This is a genomic window from Zeimonas arvi (genome assembly GCF_008039575.1).
Taxonomy (GTDB): domain Bacteria; phylum Pseudomonadota; class Gammaproteobacteria; order Burkholderiales; family Burkholderiaceae_E; genus Zeimonas; species Zeimonas arvi.
Genome location: NZ_VDUY01000004.1, coordinates 377,855 through 396,455, shown reverse-complemented (window position 1 = coordinate 396,455; position 18,601 = coordinate 377,855). Strand labels below are relative to the sequence as shown.

17 protein-coding genes are annotated in these 18,601 nt (G+C 71.0%); 5 read left to right on the top strand and 12 right to left on the bottom strand.

Annotated elements, in window-relative coordinates:
* Window positions 1–27 precede the first annotated feature (27 nt).
* From ureE to ureG, 3 genes are read left to right on the top strand one after another with little or no spacing between them, the layout of a single operon-like run.
* On the top strand, window positions 28–606 hold the full coding sequence (gene ureE, locus FHP08_RS12235; RefSeq protein ID WP_147704735.1) for an urease accessory protein UreE: 579 nt from the start codon (window positions 28–30) through the stop codon (window positions 604–606).
* Entirely contained in the window at window positions 606–1,310 is a 705-nt protein-coding gene (locus tag FHP08_RS12230; RefSeq protein ID WP_147704734.1) for an urease accessory protein UreF, read from the top strand. The genes ureE and FHP08_RS12230 overlap by 1 nt, the downstream gene beginning before the upstream one ends.
* A complete protein-coding gene (gene ureG / locus FHP08_RS12225) occupies window positions 1,307–1,954 on the top strand; it encodes an urease accessory protein UreG (RefSeq protein WP_147704733.1) in 648 nt (215 codons plus the stop codon). The genes FHP08_RS12230 and ureG overlap by 4 nt, the downstream gene beginning before the upstream one ends.
* Before the next feature lie 10 nt (window positions 1,955–1,964).
* Here the strand turns inward: ureG and FHP08_RS12220 are convergent, their stop codons facing one another.
* The gene (locus tag FHP08_RS12220) at window positions 1,965–2,849 is read right to left on the bottom strand and encodes a DUF3014 domain-containing protein (protein WP_147704732.1); all 885 of its coding nucleotides are present in this window, start codon (window positions 2,847–2,849) and stop codon (window positions 1,965–1,967) included.
* A gap of 153 nt (window positions 2,850–3,002) precedes the next feature.
* Between FHP08_RS12220 and FHP08_RS12215 the strand changes: the two genes are divergently transcribed.
* Window positions 3,003–4,307 (top strand): Glu/Leu/Phe/Val family dehydrogenase, encoded by a 1,305-nt coding sequence (locus tag FHP08_RS12215; RefSeq protein ID WP_147704731.1) that lies wholly within the window; start codon window positions 3,003–3,005, stop codon window positions 4,305–4,307.
* Here FHP08_RS12215 and FHP08_RS12210 read toward each other — a convergent pair.
* Together FHP08_RS12210 and FHP08_RS12205 are read right to left on the bottom strand one after the other, a co-directional pair.
* Window positions 4,298–5,677, bottom strand: coding sequence for a DNA recombination protein RmuC (locus tag FHP08_RS12210; RefSeq protein ID WP_147704730.1), 1,380 nt, complete (start codon window positions 5,675–5,677; stop codon window positions 4,298–4,300). The two genes, FHP08_RS12215 and FHP08_RS12210, sit on opposite strands and share 10 nt — an antisense overlap.
* A gap of 111 nt (window positions 5,678–5,788) precedes the next feature.
* Window positions 5,789–6,130 (bottom strand): H-NS histone family protein, encoded by a 342-nt coding sequence (locus tag FHP08_RS12205; RefSeq protein WP_147704729.1) that lies wholly within the window; start codon window positions 6,128–6,130, stop codon window positions 5,789–5,791.
* A gap of 176 nt (window positions 6,131–6,306) precedes the next feature.
* On the opposite strand from FHP08_RS12205, the gene FHP08_RS12200 reads away from it, so the two are divergent.
* On the top strand, window positions 6,307–7,068 hold the full coding sequence (locus tag FHP08_RS12200; protein WP_147704728.1) for an SDR family oxidoreductase: 762 nt from the start codon (window positions 6,307–6,309) through the stop codon (window positions 7,066–7,068).
* A 41-nt stretch (window positions 7,069–7,109) separates the two neighbouring features.
* Here FHP08_RS12200 and FHP08_RS12195 read toward each other — a convergent pair whose 3' ends face one another.
* The 9 genes from FHP08_RS12195 to FHP08_RS12155 form a co-directional block, all read right to left on the bottom strand.
* Window positions 7,110–7,859: an SDR family NAD(P)-dependent oxidoreductase gene (locus FHP08_RS12195; protein ID WP_147704727.1), complete on the bottom strand. Its 750-nt coding sequence runs from the start codon at window positions 7,857–7,859 to the stop codon at window positions 7,110–7,112.
* 72 nt (window positions 7,860–7,931) lie between these two features.
* Window positions 7,932–8,630: a hypothetical protein gene (locus FHP08_RS12190; RefSeq protein ID WP_147704726.1), complete on the bottom strand. Its 699-nt coding sequence runs from the start codon at window positions 8,628–8,630 to the stop codon at window positions 7,932–7,934.
* A 17-nt stretch (window positions 8,631–8,647) separates the two neighbouring features.
* Window positions 8,648–9,301 (bottom strand): ubiquinone biosynthesis accessory factor UbiJ, encoded by a 654-nt coding sequence (locus FHP08_RS12185; RefSeq protein ID WP_147704725.1) that lies wholly within the window; start codon window positions 9,299–9,301, stop codon window positions 8,648–8,650.
* Window positions 9,301–10,206, bottom strand: a complete 906-nt coding sequence (locus tag FHP08_RS12180; protein WP_147704724.1) for a Tim44 domain-containing protein — start codon at window positions 10,204–10,206, stop codon at window positions 9,301–9,303. Before FHP08_RS12180 ends, FHP08_RS12185 begins: the two co-directional genes overlap by 1 nt.
* Before the next feature lie 100 nt (window positions 10,207–10,306).
* Window positions 10,307–11,047, bottom strand: coding sequence for a bifunctional demethylmenaquinone methyltransferase/2-methoxy-6-polyprenyl-1,4-benzoquinol methylase UbiE (gene ubiE / locus FHP08_RS12175; protein ID WP_147704723.1), 741 nt, complete (start codon window positions 11,045–11,047; stop codon window positions 10,307–10,309).
* 40 nt (window positions 11,048–11,087) lie between these two features.
* Window positions 11,088–11,525, bottom strand: coding sequence for a gamma-butyrobetaine hydroxylase-like domain-containing protein (locus FHP08_RS12170; protein WP_147704722.1), 438 nt, complete (start codon window positions 11,523–11,525; stop codon window positions 11,088–11,090).
* 66 nt (window positions 11,526–11,591) lie between these two features.
* Window positions 11,592–13,301: a hypothetical protein gene (locus tag FHP08_RS12165; RefSeq protein ID WP_147704721.1), complete on the bottom strand. Its 1,710-nt coding sequence runs from the start codon at window positions 13,299–13,301 to the stop codon at window positions 11,592–11,594.
* 126 nt (window positions 13,302–13,427) lie between these two features.
* Window positions 13,428–13,892: an HIT family protein gene (locus FHP08_RS12160; RefSeq protein WP_147704720.1), complete on the bottom strand. Its 465-nt coding sequence runs from the start codon at window positions 13,890–13,892 to the stop codon at window positions 13,428–13,430.
* Window positions 13,893–13,916: 24 nt separating this feature from the next.
* Window positions 13,917–18,449, bottom strand: a complete 4,533-nt coding sequence (locus FHP08_RS12155) for a hypothetical protein (RefSeq protein ID WP_187272279.1) — start codon at window positions 18,447–18,449, stop codon at window positions 13,917–13,919.
* Window positions 18,450–18,601: the final 152 nt, after the last annotated feature.

Here is an 18,601-nt window from a genome sequence, read left to right as displayed (position 1 = left end):
GACCGCCGCGCGGCCAGGAACGTCCCGATGCTGATCGTGAACAAGCTGATCCCCCGCGGCGCCGGCCTGGCCGCTCCGCTGCTGGCCCGCGCCGCTGAAGTGGCGCTCGGCTGGGACACCCGCCAGAAGAGCCGCTTCGATGCGATCGACTCGACCGGGCGCGCACTCGGCGTCTTCCTGCCGCGCGGCAGCTCGGTGCGAGGCGGCGACGTGCTGGTCGCCGTAGACGGGTCGCTGATCCGCGTGCAGGCCGCGCCGCAAGCGGTGATGATCGTGGAGGCCGCGCCGGGGCGCGGCACGCCCTTCGACCTCGCGCGGGCGGCCTACCACCTGGGCAACCGCCACGTTCAGCTCGAGCTGCAGCCGGACCACCTGAAGCTCGAGCCCGATCACGTTCTCGCGGAGATGCTCGCGCAGATCGGCCTGTCGGTGCGCGAGGCGATGGCGCCCTTCGAACCCGAATCGGGGGCCTATGCCGCGCAGGGCGGGCATTCGCACGGGCACGGGCACTCGCAGGGACACGGGCACGACCACGGGCACTCGCACGGGCATCGGCATGGCCACGAGCACGTCCACGGTCCCGGCTGCGGTCACGCCCACGCGTGATGACGCCGGATCCGCGCCCGCCGGCCGCGCAGCCTGCCACGCTGCTGCAGCTGATCTGGCTGGCCTCGCCGGCGCTGCCGGTGGGCGGCTTCAGCTACTCCGAGGGGCTGGAGTCGGCGATCGACGCCGGCCGGATCACCGACGAAGCCTCCACCGGCGACTGGCTCTGCGACCAGCTCGCGCTGGTCCCCGGCCTGTCGGAGCTGGCCGTCCTCGCCCAGGCGGTGCCGGCCTGGGACCGGCACGACCCGGCCCGGATCGCGACGCTCAACGACTGGCTGATGGCGACGCGCGAGACGGCCGAGCTGCGCAGGCAGACCGAGCAGATGGGCCGCTCGATGCTCGAATGGCTGAGGAACCGAGAAGCCGACGAGCGGGTGGCCACGCTGGCCGCGCTGCGCCCCGCGCCCGGCTACCCGATCGCCTTCGCGCTGGCCGCCGCCCAGGCCGGCGCGCCGGCGCGCGAGGCGCTGCTTGCCTTCGCGTTCGGCTGGGCCGAGAACATGGTGCAGGCGGCGATCAAGGCGGTGCCGCTCGGCCAGGCCGCCGGCCAGCGGATCCTCGCGCGGCTCGCAGCGGCCATTCCCGCCACCGTGGAACACGCGCTGACGCTGGACGATGCGCGGCGCCAGTCCTTCACCCCGATGCTCGCGATCCTCTCCGCGCGGCACGAAACCCAATACTCGAGGCTATTCCGATCATGAGCACCCTGCATTCGATCTCCGGTCGCACCCGCAAGCTGCCGCCCCTGCGCGTGGGCGTCGGCGGCCCGGTGGGCTCGGGCAAGACCACGCTGGTCGAGATGCTCTGCAAGACCATGCGCGAGCGCTACGACCTCGTCGTGATCACCAACGACATCTACACGAAGGAGGACCAGCGCCTGCTCACCGTTGCCGGCGCGCTGGAGCCCGAGCGGATCATGGGTGTCGAGACCGGCGGATGTCCGCACACCGCGATCCGCGAGGACGCATCGATCAACCTCGAGGCCGTCGACCGGATGCTCGAGCGCTTTCCCGACGCCGACATCGTCTTCATCGAATCCGGCGGCGACAACCTGGCCGCGACCTTCAGTCCGGAGCTCTCGGACCTGACGATCTACGTGATCGACGTGGCCGCCGGCGAGAAGATCCCGCGCAAGGGCGGCCCGGGCATCACCAAGAGCGACCTCTTCGTGATCAACAAGACCGACCTGGCCCCGCACGTGGGCGCCAGCCTGGAAGTGATGGAATCCGACACGCGCAGGATGCGGCCGGAGCGGCCGTTCGTGATGACGAACCTGAAGACCCGCGACGGCCTGGCCGACGTGATCGCCTTCATCGAGCGCAAGGGCCTGCTGGCGGCGCAGTGACGTCCCGGCCTCAGCGCGTGAGCTCTGCCCGGATCTCGCGCAGCAGGCGCTTGAGGCGCGCCGCGTTCTCGGGCCCCACGCGGATCATGATCTTGCGCCCCGCCGACAGCGACTCGAGCGCCGGGTCCTCGAACACGTAGTAGACCTTGGGCTGCACCAGCCGGATCGGCTCGGCCGGCGTCGGTGCCGACAACATGTCGTCGATCGCCTCGATGACCCGGTCGTGGAAGTGCCCCTTCGGGTAGCCCATCGCCCGGTACTCCTGCTGGAACAGCGGGTAGTAGCGAAGATAGACCTGCGCGAGCTGTTTCGCGCCCACCGATTCGGCGAAGCCGACGAAGGCGCTGTAGCGGCGGTAGTTCTCGGGCTTCAGCACGATGGCCTCGCCCTCCTTGCCGACCGCCAGCACGCCGGGGATCCGCTGCACCACGCTGTACTGCGCCGGCACCCGTTCGCGCGGCAGGTTGTCCACGGTGATCACCACCCGCCGCGTGAAGTCGCCGATGTTGCCGAAGCGCCCGAGATCGGTTCGCGGCGCGATGCCGGTCAGCGACTCGAGGATCGGGGCATCGCTCTTCGCGAGCTCGGGCAGGGAGGGGTCGCCCTCTTTCGTCACGCCTGCGGGCAGCGGATGCTTCGGGCCGTCGCCAGGCTTCTCCTCCTCCGGCGGCTTCGGCTCGTCGGCGGGCTTCGCGGCGTCCTTCTCGGGCGCATCGGCCGGCGCGTACGGGCCACCGGACTGCGCCGTCGGCGCCGGCCCGCCGGCAGATTCCGGCGACGGGCCGCCGGCGCGCTGCCACCAGTAGTAGAGGCCGGCGGCGATCGCGATCGCGACGATCGCAATCAGCCACCAGGAGGAACCGCTAGCCGTGTTCTGGGGTCTGCGAGGAGGCATCGAATTTCCCTGGGAGATGGGCCGAAAGCGTACATCCGGCACGACCCGGGGACAACCTGCGCCGTTAGCCGAAGCGCCGCGGGCGGGATAAAGTCCGGATCATCCCCCCAGTCATGCCTCCGAGGCATTCGCCCGACAGAGGAGATCGACCCGATGAACGCCCCTTCACCGACCGTTTCGGCCCACGCATCGGGCCTTTCCTACGTCTCGCCGGCGCCCGACAGTCCCTGGAGCACCTACCTTTCCCAGATCGACCGGGTGCTTCCCTACCTGGGATCGCTCGCGCGCTGGGCCGAGACGCTGCGCCGGCCCAAGCGCTCGCTGATCGTCGACGTGCCGATCGAGATGGACGACGGCACGGTGCGTCACTTCGAGGGCTACCGGGTGCAGCACAACCTGTCGCGCGGACCCGGCAAGGGCGGCGTGCGCTACCACCCCGACGTGACCCTCGAGGAGGTGATGGCGCTGTCGGCCTGGATGACGATCAAGAACGCGGCGGTGAACCTGCCCTTCGGGGGCGCGAAGGGCGGCATCCGCGTGGACCCGAAGAAGCTGTCGCTGAAGGAGCTGGAGAAGCTCACCCGGCGCTACACCAGCGAGATCGGCATCGTGATCGGCCCGCAGCAGGACATTCCGGCGCCCGACATGAACACCAACGCGCAGATCATGGCCTGGATGATGGACACCTACTCGGCCAACGCGGGCGCCACGGTCACCGGCGTGGTGACCGGCAAGCCGGTGCACCTCGGCGGATCGCTCGGGCGGGTGAAGGCCACCGGCCGTGGCGTGTTCGTGACCGGCCGGGAGGCGGCCCGCCGGATCGGCCTGGAGCTGAACGGCGCGCGGGTCGCGATCCAGGGCTTCGGCAACGTGGGTTCGGCGGCGGCCGAGCTGTTCGCAGGGGCCGGCGCGAAGATCGTGGCGGTGCAGGACCACACCGGCACGATGGCCAACCCGAACGGCCTGGAGATGGGCGCGCTGATCGGCTCGGCGCGGCTGCATGGCGGCGTGGGCGAATTCCGCGGCGGCGAGCGCATCGACGACGAGGCCTTCTGGGAGACCGACTGCGACATCCTGGTGCCGGCCGCCCTCGAGGGCCAGGTCACCGCGAAGCGGGCGCGTCGCCTGAAGGCGAAGATGCTGCTCGAGGGCGCCAACGGCCCCACCCTGCCTGAAGCCGACGACGTGCTGGCCGAGCGCGGGGTGCTGGTGGTGCCCGACGTGATCTGCAACGCGGGCGGCGTGACGGTCAGCTACTTCGAGTGGGTGCAGGACTTCTCGAGCTTCTTCTGGACCGAGGACGAGATCAACCTGCGGCTCGACAAGATCATGGTCGACGCGCTGAAGAAGATCTGGGACACCGCCGACCGGCACCGGGTCACGCTGCGCACCGCCACCTTCGCGGTGGCCTGCGAGCGGATCCTGACCGCGCGGCAGGAACGCGGGCTCTATCCCTGAGCGGCAGCGGGCGGCGATTCGCCGGCGGCCCCGCCGTCGTCCGCTTCCTCGAACGCACGCTCCAGCGTCTCGGCCGGCAGCGCCCTCGACGGCTTGACGCCCAGCTCGCGCAGCATCTCCGCCTGGCGCACCAGGTTCCCGCGGCCGGTGGCCAGCCGAGACCTGGCGCTGTCATAGCTCTCCTGGGCCTGGCGCAGGCGATCGCCGAGCTTTTCCAGGTCGGCCGCGAAGGACACGAAGCGGTCGTAGAGCTCGGCGCCGCGCTCGGCGATTTCCCGCGCGTTGCGGTCCTGCCGGGCCTGGCGCCACAACTGGGCCACGGTGCGCACCACGAAGAGCAGCGAGGCCGGCCCCACGATCAGCACGTTGCGCTGCCAGGCCTCTTGCCACAGCGCATCGTCTTGCGCGACCGCGGCCGAGAACGCGGCCTCGACCGGCACGAACATGATCACGAAATCCGGCGAGCGCGCCCCGTGCAACTGCTCGTAGTTGCGTCCGGCAAGTCCCTTGACGTGCCCGCGCAGCGATTCCACGTGCCGGCGCATCGCCTCGCCGCGTCCGGCATCGTCGTCCGCGTTGACATGGGCGTTCCAGGCCACCAGCGAGACCTTGGCATCCACCACCAGCAGGCGGTCTTCGGGCAAGCGCACCACCGCGTCGGGCTGCAGCCTGCGGCCCTCGTCGTCGACCAGCGAGACCTGCAGCTCGTACTCGCTGCCGCGGCGCAGGCCGGCCGCCTCGAGGACCCGCTCGAGGATCAGCTCGCCCCAGGCCCCTTGCGCCTTGACCTGGCCCTTCAGCGCACGGGTCAACGCGTGCGCGTCGTCGGACAGCTGGCGGTTGAGCGACATCAGCTGGCGGACCTGCTCGCCGAGCGCGGCGCGGTCGCGCCCCTCGCGCTCGTAGACCTCGTCGACCCGGCTGCGGAACTCGGCAAGCCGCTGCTGCAGCGGCTCGAGCAACTGGCCGAGCTGCTCGCGGTGTCGGTCGCCGACCGCCCGAGATCTCTCGTCGAGCACCTCGGCCGCCAGCGCGCGGAACTGGTCCGCCAGCTGCTGGCGAGCCTCGGCGAGCAGGCGAAGCTTTTCTCCGGACTGCCGGCGCTCGGCGTCGAGTGCCGCCCGAAGGCCGGCCACCTTCTCGGCCAGCGCGCGCGAATCGGCCTGGGCGGCGTCGCGCTGCTCGCTCGCGCGTTCGAGCGCGCGGCTGCGTTCGTCGAGCGTGGCAAGGCAGCCCGCGAGCCGGCCTCGCGCGCGCAGCGCGGCGATGGCCCAGCCCGCGGCGAAGGAGAGCGCCGCGGCAACGAGCAGCGCGAAGGCCAGGGCGGGCGCCGGCCAGCCGGAGAGCGCGCCCGGAATGTCGATCGTCATGCCGCGATTGTCGCGCAGGCGAGGCTCACCGGATGAGCCTGCACGCAGCGCGCGACGAGGGCACGACCTGCCGAAGGCGAAGCGCGCCGGCGCTGTCGGCCGGCCTCGGCCTCAGACCGCGAAGCTCGACCGGTCGGTCCCGGCCTTCTCGGCCTCGACGATCCAGCGCGGCGTGCGGCCGCGGCCGGTCCAGGTGTCGCCGGTTTCGGGGTGACGATACTTGATCGGCACCGCCTTGCGCGGCTTGGCGGCGACTGCCTTGCCCGCGGCCCGGCGCGGCGCGCGCGGCTTGCCCATGGCCTCGGCAATTTCCGCCACGCCGATGTCATGCGCCTTCATCTGCCTGACGATCGCGGCGATCACCGGCTTGCGATCCTTGTCGCGAAGCGCCTGGGCGCGGGCCTGCAGCTTCTTGATCTGTGCCTCGATCGATTTCAGCGATGGCGTGGGCATTTAAACGTTCCTTTTCGACCCGGGGTCGTTCGTTCATCGGAATCCGATATCCCGGATATTATCGGGAATATCCGGGAATATTAATTCGCAATATCATTCCCGTGCAATGCGCCCGGAATGAATCCGAATAATCCGCCCGCAACGAATCCGAATAATCCAGACAAGGAGAACCGACAATGAATGCCCCGTCCAGGAAGGTCGCGATCGTCACCGGCGCAGGCTCGGGCATCGGCAAGGCCAGCGCGGTCGCGCTGCTGCAGGCCGGTTGGCACGTGGCCTTCGCCGGGCGCCGCGCGGATGCGCTCGAGCAGGCGGTGGCCTCGGCCGGCGAGGCGGCCAGCCGGGGGCTCGCGGTGCCGGCCGACGTGTCCGACCCCGAGTCGGTGCGCCGGCTCTTCGCGAAGACCGTCGAGGCATTCGGCCGCGTCGACCTGCTGTTCAACAATGCGGGCGTCAACGCGCCCGGCGTGCCGGTCGAGGACCTGAGCGTCGAGCAGTGGAAGAACGTGGTCGACATCAACCTGACCGGGCCCTTCCTGTGCACGCAGGAGGCCTTCCGCGTGATGAAGAACCAGTCCCCGCGCGGCGGCCGCATCATCAACAACGGCTCGATCTCGGCGCATGCGCCACGGCCGAATTCCGCGCCCTACACCGCCACCAAGCACGCGATCACCGGCCTGACCAAGTCCACCTCCCTCGACGGCCGGAAATACGACATCGCCTGCGGCCAGATCGACATCGGCAACGCCGCCACCGACATGGCCTCGCGCATGGCCAACGGCGTGCCCCAGGCCGACGGCCGCATCGCGCCCGAGCCCCTGATGGACGTCCAGCACGTGGCGCAGACCATCGTTCACATGGCCAGCCTGCCGCTGGAATCGAACGTCCAGTTCGTGACCGTGATGGCCACCAAGATGCCCTTCGTCGGCCGCGGCTGAGGGCGCTGCGGGTAAACCTGCTGCGCGGGGAGCGCGCGAGTTCAACCGAACATCTGGCCGCCGTCTGCCGCGATGGTCTGGCCGGTGACCCAGCTGGCCAGGTCGCTCGCCAGGAAGAGCACCACGTTGGCGATCTCCTCGGGTCGGCCCATCCGGCCCGAGGGAATGCCTTTCAGGATCCGCTCGTAGAGTGCGGGGTTGTTGCGTTTCGCCTCGTCCCAGACACCGCCGGGAAACTCGACCGAGCCGGGCGCCACGCAGTTCACCCGGACGCCCTTGCTCGCCAGCGCCGCGGCCTGGGTCATCGTGTACTGGATCAGCGCCGCCTTGATCGCGCCGTAGGGGGGCGTGCGCACGCTGGGCGCCAGCCCCGAGATCGACGAAATGTGGACGATCGAGCCGCGCGAGCGCTCGAGCCAGGGCAGCGCGGTGCGCGAGGCGCGCACCGTGGCCATCAGGTCGACGTCGATGCTCGCGCCCCAGCCCGCCTCGTCGTCGTTGCGGCCGAAGCCGGAGGCGTTGTTGACCAGCACGTCGATTCCGCCCAGCGCGTCGGCTGCCGCCTCGACCCAGTCGACCACCGCGGCGCCGTCGGCCAGGTCGCAGACCGACTCGTGCACCGTGCTGCCCAGGTTGCGCAGTTCGTCGGCGGTCTGGCGCAGCCGGGCCTCGCCGCGCGCGCAGATCGCCACATGAGCGCCCGCGGCCGCGAAACCCAGCGCGATCGAGCGGCCGATGCCTCGGCTGCCGCCGGCGATCAGTACGCGGCGGCCGGTGAACGAGATGTGCATCGAGGGTCTCCTCCTTTCTTCGTGTGAATGACGGGACAGCCTTGCCCCCGGGCGTGGAGCCAGCTCGACGAATCAGGGCATCGAGAAGCCGGTGATGCGGGTCCAAGCGCGCAGCGCGCCCAGCGGCGTGCGAATCGTATTCTCCGCCTGCACGAAGACGCCGAGCCGCTCCAGGTAGAACACCGTTGCGGACACGCCGACCGGAATCCCCTTGTAACTGCCCTTCCCCTCGCACTCGATCCGGCGCGCCGGCCCCGGCAGCGCCGCGTTCAGCGTGGCGGCCGGCTCCTGGCCGACCACCGTGCAGGCCTGTTCGAGCTTCGCGCCGTCGTCGTGCCAGTCGAGCCGGAAGCGCGCCCCCTGCACGAGAGGAAGCCGCAAGTCCTGGACGGCGACCTCGAGCGCGGTTTCCTCGGGGCGCAGCGTGGTCAGACCGCGCACGCTCAGCACGGGCCGCGCGCCCGAGTCCGGAGCGGCCGGTTGCGGGGCATAGGTGCGGATCATGGGGCTCAGGCCGGCGAACCCGCCCCCTGGCGACCCGAGATAGCGCTCGGAAACGACCTTCGGGTCGCGCATCGGGCGCTTGACTTCGAGCGTCCAGGCGAAGCGCGCCACCGGCTCGCCGGCGCCGATCAGGCCGGCCTCGCGCAGGCCGGCGATCAGCGCCGGCACAGGCAGCAGATCGGGGGCGATCCCTTCGGCGAAGGCGGGCGGGGCGACGAGGCTGGACAGCAGGGCCGCCAGCGCGAGGCCGCGGGTTCGTCCGCCCACCGGTCGGGAACCGCCCCTCACTGCGAGGACCGAAGCCTCGGCGACAGCGCGTCGAGCCTGCGCTCGAGGTCGTCGAGCTGCGAGGCGAACGCCGAAAGCGTGGCTCGGTCGACCAGCTGGCCGGATTCGACCGACAGGTAGCGCACGGCGTTCGACTGCAGGCGGCCGCCGGCATCGCGCAGCGCCCCGGCTGCGGCATCGACTGCGCCCGCGATGCGTTGCGCGGCCACGTCGCCGGTGAAACGGCTGAGGTCCTCGGCCATGTCCCAGCGCAGGTGCTGGGCGAGCTCGCCGAGCGCAGCCGCCAGCATGACGTCGCCCTCGAGCCGAAGATGTCGGGAAAGTTCACGCGGACCGCCGCGCGCGAGGTCGAAGGCCGCGTCGATCGACGGGCGCAGCGTCATGGCGACCGCCGCTTCGGGGCCCTCGCCGACCGCGGGGGCGATCCGCCCGCCCTCGACGATGGACACCAGGATGGCGGGCGGCGGCAGGCCCGGCAAGGCCGGCGCGTCGACCCCGATCAGCACGCGACGGCCGACGTGCATGGAAAGCCGGGCACGCGCCCAGTCGTTCTGCTCGAGCAGGTGATCGAGCGCGGCGACCAGCACGGCAGTGCCCTGCCGCGCCAGCCGCCCGGGCAGGCCCAGCGGCGTGCCGGACCCGCTTTCCATCAGCCCTGCTGGCGGATGCCTGCCAGCACCCAGCCACCGCCGACGAGCGGCTTGGCCAGCACCCAGACCTCGTCGAAGGACTTGGCCTCGGCGCCTTCTTCCTCTCGGATCATGCCGGTGTATCGCACGCTGGCCAGGTAGTCGTTCGCGGTGGTCTCGATGCCGAGCAGTTCGGCGTCGAGCGTCACCACGTCGGTGCGGTTGTCCGAGGCGCCGCGCTCGTCGATGTCGAGCTTGAGCTCGGCGAACATCTCGGGCGTGGTGAACTCGCGCAGGTCGTTCAGATTGCCGGCGTCGTTGGCTGCCTGCAGCCGAACGAACTGGACCTTGGCGGTGCGCACGAAGCCGTCGATGTCGAAGCCCTCCGGCACGCCCGGGAGACCGGTCTGCGCCGAAGCACCCATTGCCGCCGCGCCGCCGGCGGCCCCGGGCATGGAGGCCGGCACGCCGCCGCGGCCCTCATTGGCCGGCGAATAGCGGAAGGCGTTGCCCTGGCCCGCCTGGCCCGCGCCGGCACCCTGGAAGGCGGGGCGCGCGCCGCCCTGCCTGCGGGCGGCCAACATGCGGAAGACGACGACGGCCGCGATCACCAGCAGCGCGATCAGCATGAAGTTGGCGAGCTCCTCGCCAAAGCCCAGCCAGCTGGCGAGCGCGGCCAGGCCGAGACCGGCGGCCAAGCCGGCGATCGGGGCCATCCAGCGGCTGCCGCCGGTGGCGGCGGGACGGGCGGCCTGCGTGGGCGCAGCCGCCGCGGCCGGCGGGGTCGCCTGGCGCTGGGTGACGTCGGACTGGCGACCGAAGGTCTTGCCGCCGCCGAGTCGCCGCGCCTCGGCGTCGACGACCCAGGTCATCGACGCGAACACGACCAGCGCGATGCCGAGCAGGCGCGAGAGGGTGGATTTCATCTGTCTGTGTCTCCTGAAAGGGGAACGGTGCGGGTACTGCGTCGAGCGGACCGGCCGCAACTTACGGCGGCGATCCGGCGCTGCGCGCGACCGGCTGCGCTCAGGGCTTCCAGCCCTCGTGCAGCGCGACCACACCGGCGGCGAGATTGTAGTAGCGGACGCGGACCAGGCCCGCCTCCTCCATCATGGTCTTGAGCGTTTCCTGATCCGGATGCATCCGGATCGACTCGGCCAGGTAGCGGTAGCTCTCCTCGTCGCCGGCCACCCGGGCGCCCAGGCGGGGCAGCACCTGGAAGGAATACAGGTCGTACAGCGGCCCGAGGGGCTTCCAGACCCTGGAGAACTCGAGCACGTAGAGCCGCCCGCCGGGCTCGAGCACGCGCGCCATCTCGGCCAGCGCGACGTCCTTGTGCGTCATGTTGCGCAGGCCGAAGGCCACCGACACCCGGTCGAAATAGCCGTCCGGGAAGGGCAGCTTCTCGGCGTCGCACAGCGCGACCGGCTGCACCAGGCCTTCGTCGATCATCCGGTCCCGGCCCACCGTCAGCATCGACGCGTTGATGTCGGTCAGCCAGACCTCGCCTTCGGGCCCCACCCGCCTGGCGAAGGCGCGGGCCAGATCGGCCGTGCCGCCGGCGACGTCGAGCACCTTCATGCCCGGCCGCACCGCGGCCTGAGCGACGGTGAAGGCCTTCCAGGCGCGATGCAGGCCGCCCGACATCAGGTCGTTCATCAGGTCGTAGCGCGCCGCGACCGAATGGAACACGCCCGCGACGCGCGCGGCCTTCTCGGCCTCGTCGACGGTCTGGAAGCCGAAGTGCGTGGAGCCCTTCTCGCTCATCGGGGGAATCCGGGGACCGGGTCGATTCGCGAGCCGTGGCTCAGCGGGGCCGCGACACCGTCCGGGCGCCGTCGGGCGCGCCGGCCGGCGCAGGCGCCGCGGTGCCTGCGTGACGGCTGGCTCCGGCCCTGGCGAGACGGTCGAGGTAGTCCTGCCACATTCCCGGCTGGTTCTCGCCGAGTCGGTAGAGGTAGTCCCAGGAATAGATGCCGGTGGCGTGGCCGTCGCTGAAGCGCGGCTGGATCGCGTAGTTGCCGACCGGCTCGACCGCCTCGATCCCGACCTCGGCCTTGCCGACCTGCAGCACCTCCTGGCCCGGGCCGTGACCACGCACCTCGGCCGAAGGCGAGTACACCCTCAGGAACTCGAAGGGAAGCCGGAAATTGCGGCCGTCGGCGTACTCGAGCTCGAGCACGCGGGACGCCTGGTGCACCACGATGCGCACCGGCACATGCTTGTCGGAATCGGGGGCTGCCATGACAGTGCTGCTCTGGGAATGCCGCTCGTTGGGTCGAACGGCATGGTAGCCGAATTCCCCGCCGCCTCAGTTTCCGACCACGTCGTCAACGGCGAATCCGACCCGCTCGAAGCCCGCGCCCGTCTCGAGAACCGCGGTGAAACGGATCGGCCGGTCGTGCCCCTGCTCGCGCAGTACCGCCCGGCCGCCGGCGGCGGCCAGTCCCGGCGCCGTGACCAGCGTGTCGCGGGCCGGCGCATCGCCGGGCTCCGCCCGAATCAACCATGCATCGTCGAAGAACCGAGCGGCCCCCAGCCTCAACCCCACCGCCAGCGCCCGCCCCGGCCACAGCGCAACCGCGACCCGGTGGCCCCGGATCCGCTCGTAGCCCGGCGCCGCCAACTGCTCGACCGAATGCACCGAGCCGAGCCGGGTCGGCGCCTCGGCGGCGGCGGCACCGGCGCCCGGGCCTCGGGAACCGGCACCCGACGCAGCAGGGCCGCCGAAACGCAGGGCCACCAGTCCGCCCAGCTGCGCCGGCGGAAGCATCAGGCTGCGTTCGACGAGGATCCGCCCCGACGGGTCCCGCAGGAATCGCGCCGGCTCGGCCACGGCCAGCGGATCGAAGCTGCCGGGCTCGGGCGCGTCGCCCCCCGCAGCCATCGACAGCCGGACGATCGTGTTCCGCTCCCAGCGACCGAACTCGTAGCCTGCCTGGGCGCGGCCGCCCGGCGGCTGCGCGCCGGGCCCGCCGGGCTCGCTACGCCTGGGCAGGCCGAAGCGCAGCAGACCGTAGGCGGCGCGGTCCTGCGCGGGGGCGAGCGCGGCGGCAGGCGCCGCGTCCGCCGAGCCTGCCCAGCGCCGCTCGAGATCGGCCAGCAAGGCTTCGGCGGCGTCGGCGGGCCGCACCGCCCCGCCTGCCGGCGCCAGCTCCCGCCGCCTCGCGAGAATCCGCGGAATGCGGTGCGTATCCAGGCGCACGCTCCACGACTCGGTGAGCGCGATCGACGGGCCCCACTGGTTCGGCTTCGCGGCGCCGGCGTCGACGCGAAAGCCGATCTGCGCGGCCACCCGGCTGGCCACGCGAACGGCGGCCGCGGCATCGTCACGCGAGCGCTCCGGCAGCCCCGCGAGGCGCAGCAGCAGGGGATGGACGAACAAGGCCCGGGCGGTGACCGGCCGGACCAGCGGCAGCGCGTCGGGAACCTGCGCATCGAGCAGCCCCGTGGCGCGCGCATGGCGGCCGAGGGCGCAGAACTCGTCCCAGTCCTCGGCCAGCGGCTCGACGCGATGCAGCGACAGCGTGGCGAGGATCCGGGCCTGCAGGTCCAGCGCGCGAATCAGCGGCAAGGCCCGGCGGGCCGGCTCGTCCACGGCGGGATCGCCCCTGGGCGACGCGGCGCCCGCCGGGGCAGCGCTCGCGGATGCGGCGGCAGCCGCCCCGGCCGGCGCCTGCTCGCGCGCCATCCGCGAGGCCGCACGTCGGTACATCGTTCGCAGCGCCCGCATCGTGGTCAGCGCGTCGGACAGGCACCGCCAGGCGTCGGCGCCGTAGGGAATCTGGCGTCCCTCGAGCGGGGCCAGGCACTCGTCGACCGCCGGCAGCAGGACGAGGCGAACCTGCTCGAGCATCGCGACGAAGTCGTCGACATGCGACTCGCGGTGTCCGAACCGGACGAGCAGGCGGCCGATGGATGTCAGTCGTTCGGCAGCATCTTCCGGAAGCGCGGCCAGCCAGGCCTGGAGAGCCTCCGGGCCGGTCACTGCCGCGGGATCGAGTTCGGCGAGCCTGGGCATGGTGCGAACGGGTCGGGCAGAACGGTTCGTTCGCCGCCAGTTTGCTGCGCGCGGCTCGTACGCGCGCGGACCGCCGCGCTGCGCGCGATGCCCGGCGCGCGCGGGCCGACGAACGGCGGGCGCGGATCAGGCCCTGGCCAGGCGCGCGCGCAGCAGGTCCAGGTAGCGAGGCAGGCGCGCCGCGACGATCGCCCGCCGCGCGGCGATCGCGTCGTCCCGCCCGGTGGCCGGCCGCCCCCAGACCGGCTCCGGGAAGTGGCGGTCGTCGCGCCAGCGCGGGATCACGTGCCAGTGCAGATGGGGAACCATGTTCCCGAAGCTGGCCAGGTTGATCTTGTCGGGCGCGAACGCCTCCCGCTGTGCGGACTCGACCGCGCAGACCACGCGCATCAGCGCGTCGCGATCCTGCGGCGGAAGGTCGGTCATCTCGGCGACGTGCGCGCGCCAGACGACCCGGGTAAAGCCCGGATAGTCAGGCTCGGCGGCCAGGATCACGCGCAGGCGGTCGTCGCGCCAGACCCGCTCGCCGCCGTCGCCGGCGCAGAGCGGGCAGGCGGAGGCGCCCGGCTCCGGCGCAGCAGGATTCGTCATCGTGCGGTCGGTCCCATCGTGCGGTCAGTCCTTCTGCAGTCGGAATTTTCGCTGGATTCGCGCTGCCGCGAAGATCAGCGAGAACGGTATCACCAGCCAGCTGAGCAGGTAGACGGCGCGGGCGTAGGCGATGGGGGAGACCCACTCGATCGGCTCCCCCTGGTGCGCGCCGTCGGATCCGGCCCAGGCGAGATGCAGCGGTCCGCTCGACGGCCTCACCGATTCCGCGCGCTCGCCGTGGAAGAAGGCGTCGATCGGCACCACCGGCAGGTGGTACCTGAGCGCCAGCCAGAGGGCTTCGCCGAGGTTCCAGTCGACCCGAGGGGCCTCCTGTGCGGAGGCATTCGCCGGGCGGAGCCCGCAGGAGAGCTCGACCTCGGGACCGGCCGCGATGTCGGCGCCGAGCGCGGCGAGAAGCGACGTCCGGTTCGCCGGCCCGCGTGCGGAGCCTTCGGCGCCCGGCGCGGCGCCTGCCGTCCGCGGCATCGAGGCATCGACGCCCGGCACCTGCAGGTTTCGGCAGTCGCTCATGACCGGCAGCGTCACCGTGAGCAGAAGCACAGCGGACAACACCAGCGGCAACCACCATCGAATCCCGAAACCGTAGAGCAACTGGAAAGGCGCGACGATGAACAGGCCGATCAGCGAACGGCTGGCGCGCTTGAACACGTCGTGAATCGGCGAGAGCAAGGCATGGACGGTGCCCACCACAACGAGCGTCGCCGCCCCCCAGCCGATGCCGAATCGCAGCGCGGTCACGGCGGCGAGCACGCCTGCGAGCAGGATCAGCAACTTGACGCCCCAGCCGTCGAAGGCCGGGCGGATCATCGACCATCTCCAGGTCCGCCAGCCGGCGGCCGCGAGGAAGTAGTCGGCGTCCTTGTGCTGGCCGCCGTCGCGGTAGTCCTGCTCGAGCTTGGTGTAGGCGGCCTGCGTGTAGGGCCAGGAGCGGTGCACGAAGTCGAGGTAGGTCGTCGACGAAGCCGCGGCCCGTCCGCCCGCGGACTTGATGTCCCAGTGCGCCACCGAGGCCTCCCGCAGGTCCACCCGCCGCGGGAGCGGCTCCGCAAGCAGCGCCGACTGGAAGTTCGCACCGCGCAGGCACAGCGCGACGTCTTTCGGATCGAATCCCGAGAAGGCGCACCCGGTGACCTCGACCCGGTCGGCATTCGCGAAGGCAAGATCCGCCGTTCGCATCACACCGTCACCGACCGGCAACAGGAACTCGCCCCCGATCTGCGCGTGCCGGGCGACCAGATCCAACCCGGCCAGGCGCGATCGCATGGGCTCCTCAGGCAGCGTCAGGTCGTCCCAGTAGCGCGGCAACCTTCGGAGCAATCGCGAAAGCCAGCGCCCGACCGACCGGGTTGCGCCGGCCCCGGTCCGGTTGGCCCGGTGGAACTGACCGCCCTGGCCGCAAAGCAGCCCCGGCAGCTCGACATCGGCTTCGGTCGCGAAGCGCGTCATGTCGAATGCCAGGCACGAAACATCCTGGCCGCTCGCGACGCGCAAGCCTCGGCCGGACCGCGAGTCGGTCAGGTCGATGCGGTCTTCGACATCCAGGCAGGCGAGCGCCAGTTCGCCATCTATTCGCGTAGCGACGATTCGCAAGTCGTCGAAGCTGGTGCGCCCACCCCGCGACGAGTCTGCATCGGATGACCCGGCATCGGAGCCGCGACCGATGGCCAGATCGCCGCCGATCACGCATTCGCCGATCTCGCAGGTCTGCGAATGGACGCCTGCCAGGACCAGATCGGATCGAGTCCGCACATTGTTGACCCGCAGCGCCGCCCGTATGGGACCCGTCGGCCCGCCCTCTTCGGCGGATGCGGCCTCGAGGCGGCAATCGATCACTCTCAGACCGCCCGCAAGCTCGGCGTCACGCACATCGATCTCGCCCACGGCGTCGCAATGATCGATACGCGTTTCGCCTCCGACCGTCGCATTGCGCAGGCATAGCCCCCCGCCGATCCGGGCCCGTCGAGCGCCGGAGGCCGCCGGACGATCGTCGGCCAGGCACAACGCGTTTGCGATGCGCACGCCGTTCAGGCTCACATGCCGCGCATGAATGCCGCCAAGGTCGAGGTTGCCACCGCAATCCAGGCCATCGAGGCGCACGTCGCCGTCGACCTTGCAGGCAAGCGCGCCGAACGCCTCTTCCGGGTCATCGACCGCGGCCACCGGGTTCCCGAGCCGCTCGGCCTCTGCCGCGAAGGCCCGCAACCCCGCGTGCGCGGACGCGACCGTCGGCAGCGCAGGCTCGTCGGAAGCAGCCAACAGGGCAACGCGCCAGGCAAACTCCAAGGGCGCCATATCGACGTGGCGCTGCGCGGCGATCGAGGCGGCAAGCCTCCTCGCCACCCTCAATCGGAAGTCGCCGTCGATCCGCATGTTGATCGCTCGCAAGGCGCTTCCCAGCTGGACACCCTCGGCGAACACGCCGCCGATGCGGGCATGCGACATGTGCATGCAGACCGGCGGCTCGGCCGGTTCCGACGATTCGCTCTGCGCCGGAGGAACCACTGCCAGGGGAAGGCCCGAGCCTGTCCCCGGGTACACGAAAAGGGCTTCCGCCCGGAGGAAGTTGAACTCGATCTGCGAGCAGATCGTTCCGTCGATGTTCACGCACCCCCCGACCCGCGCCCCGTAGGCGGAGATCTCGCCTAGGACGATCGTGGCGCGCGCCCATGGCGGCAAGCCGCCGGCGCCGTGCACGCCGTAGAGCGTCAGGTTGTGGCCGATGTCCGCGCCACGAAAGTCCAGGTTGCCGAGCACGTGGCAATGGCAGGCATACACGCTGCCCTCGACCGTGGCATTCTCGGCGTCGAAGGTTCCGCCGATCAGCGTGGGCGCAAGGTCCGGGATGTGCGGCGGTTCGCCGCCGATGCCGCGGTAGCGGTTCAAGTGCAGGTCGCCACCGGCCGAAAGGCTCTTGGCGACGACACCATGAGGCCGTGCCACCCAAGCGCCGCTGAGGTCGACGTCTCCGCCGATGCGCGCGTTGCTCAGTGCGAGCTCGCCGTCGGCCGCCAGGCCCTCCGCGTCGAGTGAACCCCCGACCACCGCGTGGCCAGCCGAGAGGGCTCCAGGCTTCCCGCTGACACGGTGGCGTCCCAACCGGACGCGAGCGAGCGTGAGCCGTCCCCCGACGTTCGCACGTCGCAGCGACAGGCCTCCCTGGGCATGCAGCGACTTCAGGTCGAGCGTCCCCTCGACCCGGAGCTCGTCGAGCTTGATCGCGTTGTCCGGGTACTCGATCCGGCCGGGACGGTCCGCCGCGACACGGCCGATCCCGTTCTCGACCCGAAAGTTCGCGAGTGTCAAGGATCGAAGCGCGCTTGCGCCGGATCCGTTGACTCTGCCGCCTATCCGCCAGTTTGCGAGTCGCACCGGCGCACGGAAGGTCGCGCCGACGAACACCAGGTGTCCATCGACACGTATCGGCGCATCGAGATCGATGGCGGTCGCGATCTCCTCTCCAGGCGAGGCCAGTTCGAGATCGCCCGCAATCCGGATGCAACGCTCCCCGAGCCCCCCACCCCAGTGCCGAATCGCCAACAGGCGAAGCAGATCACCGACAGCGGCACGATCCGCCTCATCGAGACGGTCGAGCACTCTCTCGAAGGCGCCCGGAACACCCCGGGCCGCAGGCAGAAAGTCCGGATCCGTCGCCAGCGCGCCGAACAACTCCGGTCGAATGCTCACCTCGTCGGGCGGCGGCGGGCCCTCGCGGGCGCAGAAGAACGCAACCCGGCGATGCCACGATTTCACGAACAGCGGCGGCAGCCGATCGGGCGATGTCGCGTCGCCGTCATTGACCATCACGACTTCGCCGTTCCGCCACTTGCCGTCCCGCGGATTCCGGAAGACGAGCCGGAACTGGGCCCGGTGAAGGCTCGGGCCGTACAGGCACACCAGCGCACGGGCAGATTCGGTGATCGGCGCCGAGATGAACTCGCGTTTCCTTTCCCCGGCCGATCCATCCGGGCCGGCCGAAGCTCCGGTGAACTCGTCGAGGCTCGGTGCGACCGGCCGCTCGATCAGGATCTCGGGAAAGCTCCCCACGGCCGCCTTGGCGATCGCCTCGCGCGCAGCGGGCACCCAGCCGCGCGAGGACGGACCGGACATCAGCGGGAACGGCGAGAGGTATCGCCCGAAAGGCGCACTGCCGTTCTCCTTCCCGAATTCGTCGACCAGGAACGCGCAGAAGAACGCCAGGTAGGTCGCGGCACGATCGCGACTGATCGCCGAGCCGGACGAATCGAGATCGATCCCGATCGACTCGTTCAGCTCATGGATCGTGCTCGACAGCCCGTCGAGCGCGATCAGGTCCGTTTCGCCATCCCAAAGGAAGAAGCACCAGCGCTTCAGCCCTAGGAAATCGATGTCGACCGGCAGGCCGACCTGGATCAGCTCGTAGACGAACTCGCCGTTCTCGACCGGCTGACCTTCGGGGCCGGTTCGCAGGCCGCGGTAGAACGGCAACTCGAGCGCGTCGATCGCGACCCGTCCGGCCTCGATCTCGAACTCCAGCGCCACCCGGATCCGGTCCGCCACGAGCGGCCAGAATCGCCGCCTGCGATCGTCGTCGAGCGCACGCCAGTCGCCCGAGACGATGTGCCACCCCTGAACGGTCGCCATCTTCTTGTTCTCCCCGCCGCGAGGGGTCGAGTATTCGCGGCCGGGCCGGGCGGCGTCAACCGCCCGGA

Coding starts and splice junctions, on each gene's coding strand:
- ureG (WP_147704733.1), top strand. CDS start 1,307: ATGAGCACCCTGCATTCGATCTCCGGTCGCACCCGCAAGCTGCCGCCC.
- FHP08_RS12160 (WP_147704720.1), bottom strand. CDS start 13,892: ATGACGAATCCTGCTGCGCCGGAGCCGGGCGCCTCCGCCTGCCCGCTC.
- FHP08_RS12205 (WP_147704729.1), bottom strand. CDS start 6,130: ATGCCCACGCCATCGCTGAAATCGATCGAGGCACAGATCAAGAAGCTG.
- FHP08_RS12180 (WP_147704724.1), bottom strand. CDS start 10,206: ATGAAATCCACCCTCTCGCGCCTGCTCGGCATCGCGCTGGTCGTGTTC.
- FHP08_RS12230 (WP_147704734.1), top strand. CDS start 606: ATGACGCCGGATCCGCGCCCGCCGGCCGCGCAGCCTGCCACGCTGCTG.
- FHP08_RS12165 (WP_147704721.1), bottom strand. CDS start 13,301: ATGCCCAGGCTCGCCGAACTCGATCCCGCGGCAGTGACCGGCCCGGAG.
- FHP08_RS12185 (WP_147704725.1), bottom strand. CDS start 9,301: ATGGAAAGCGGGTCCGGCACGCCGCTGGGCCTGCCCGGGCGGCTGGCG.
- FHP08_RS12210 (WP_147704730.1), bottom strand. CDS start 5,677: ATGACGATCGACATTCCGGGCGCGCTCTCCGGCTGGCCGGCGCCCGCC.
- ubiE (WP_147704723.1), bottom strand. CDS start 11,047: ATGAGCGAGAAGGGCTCCACGCACTTCGGCTTCCAGACCGTCGACGAG.
- ureE (WP_147704735.1), top strand. CDS start 28: ATGCTGATCGTGAACAAGCTGATCCCCCGCGGCGCCGGCCTGGCCGCT.
- FHP08_RS12200 (WP_147704728.1), top strand. CDS start 6,307: ATGAATGCCCCGTCCAGGAAGGTCGCGATCGTCACCGGCGCAGGCTCG.
- FHP08_RS12195 (WP_147704727.1), bottom strand. CDS start 7,859: ATGCACATCTCGTTCACCGGCCGCCGCGTACTGATCGCCGGCGGCAGC.
- FHP08_RS12220 (WP_147704732.1), bottom strand. CDS start 2,849: ATGCCTCCTCGCAGACCCCAGAACACGGCTAGCGGTTCCTCCTGGTGG.
- FHP08_RS12215 (WP_147704731.1), top strand. CDS start 3,003: ATGAACGCCCCTTCACCGACCGTTTCGGCCCACGCATCGGGCCTTTCC.
- FHP08_RS12170 (WP_147704722.1), bottom strand. CDS start 11,525: ATGGCAGCCCCCGATTCCGACAAGCATGTGCCGGTGCGCATCGTGGTG.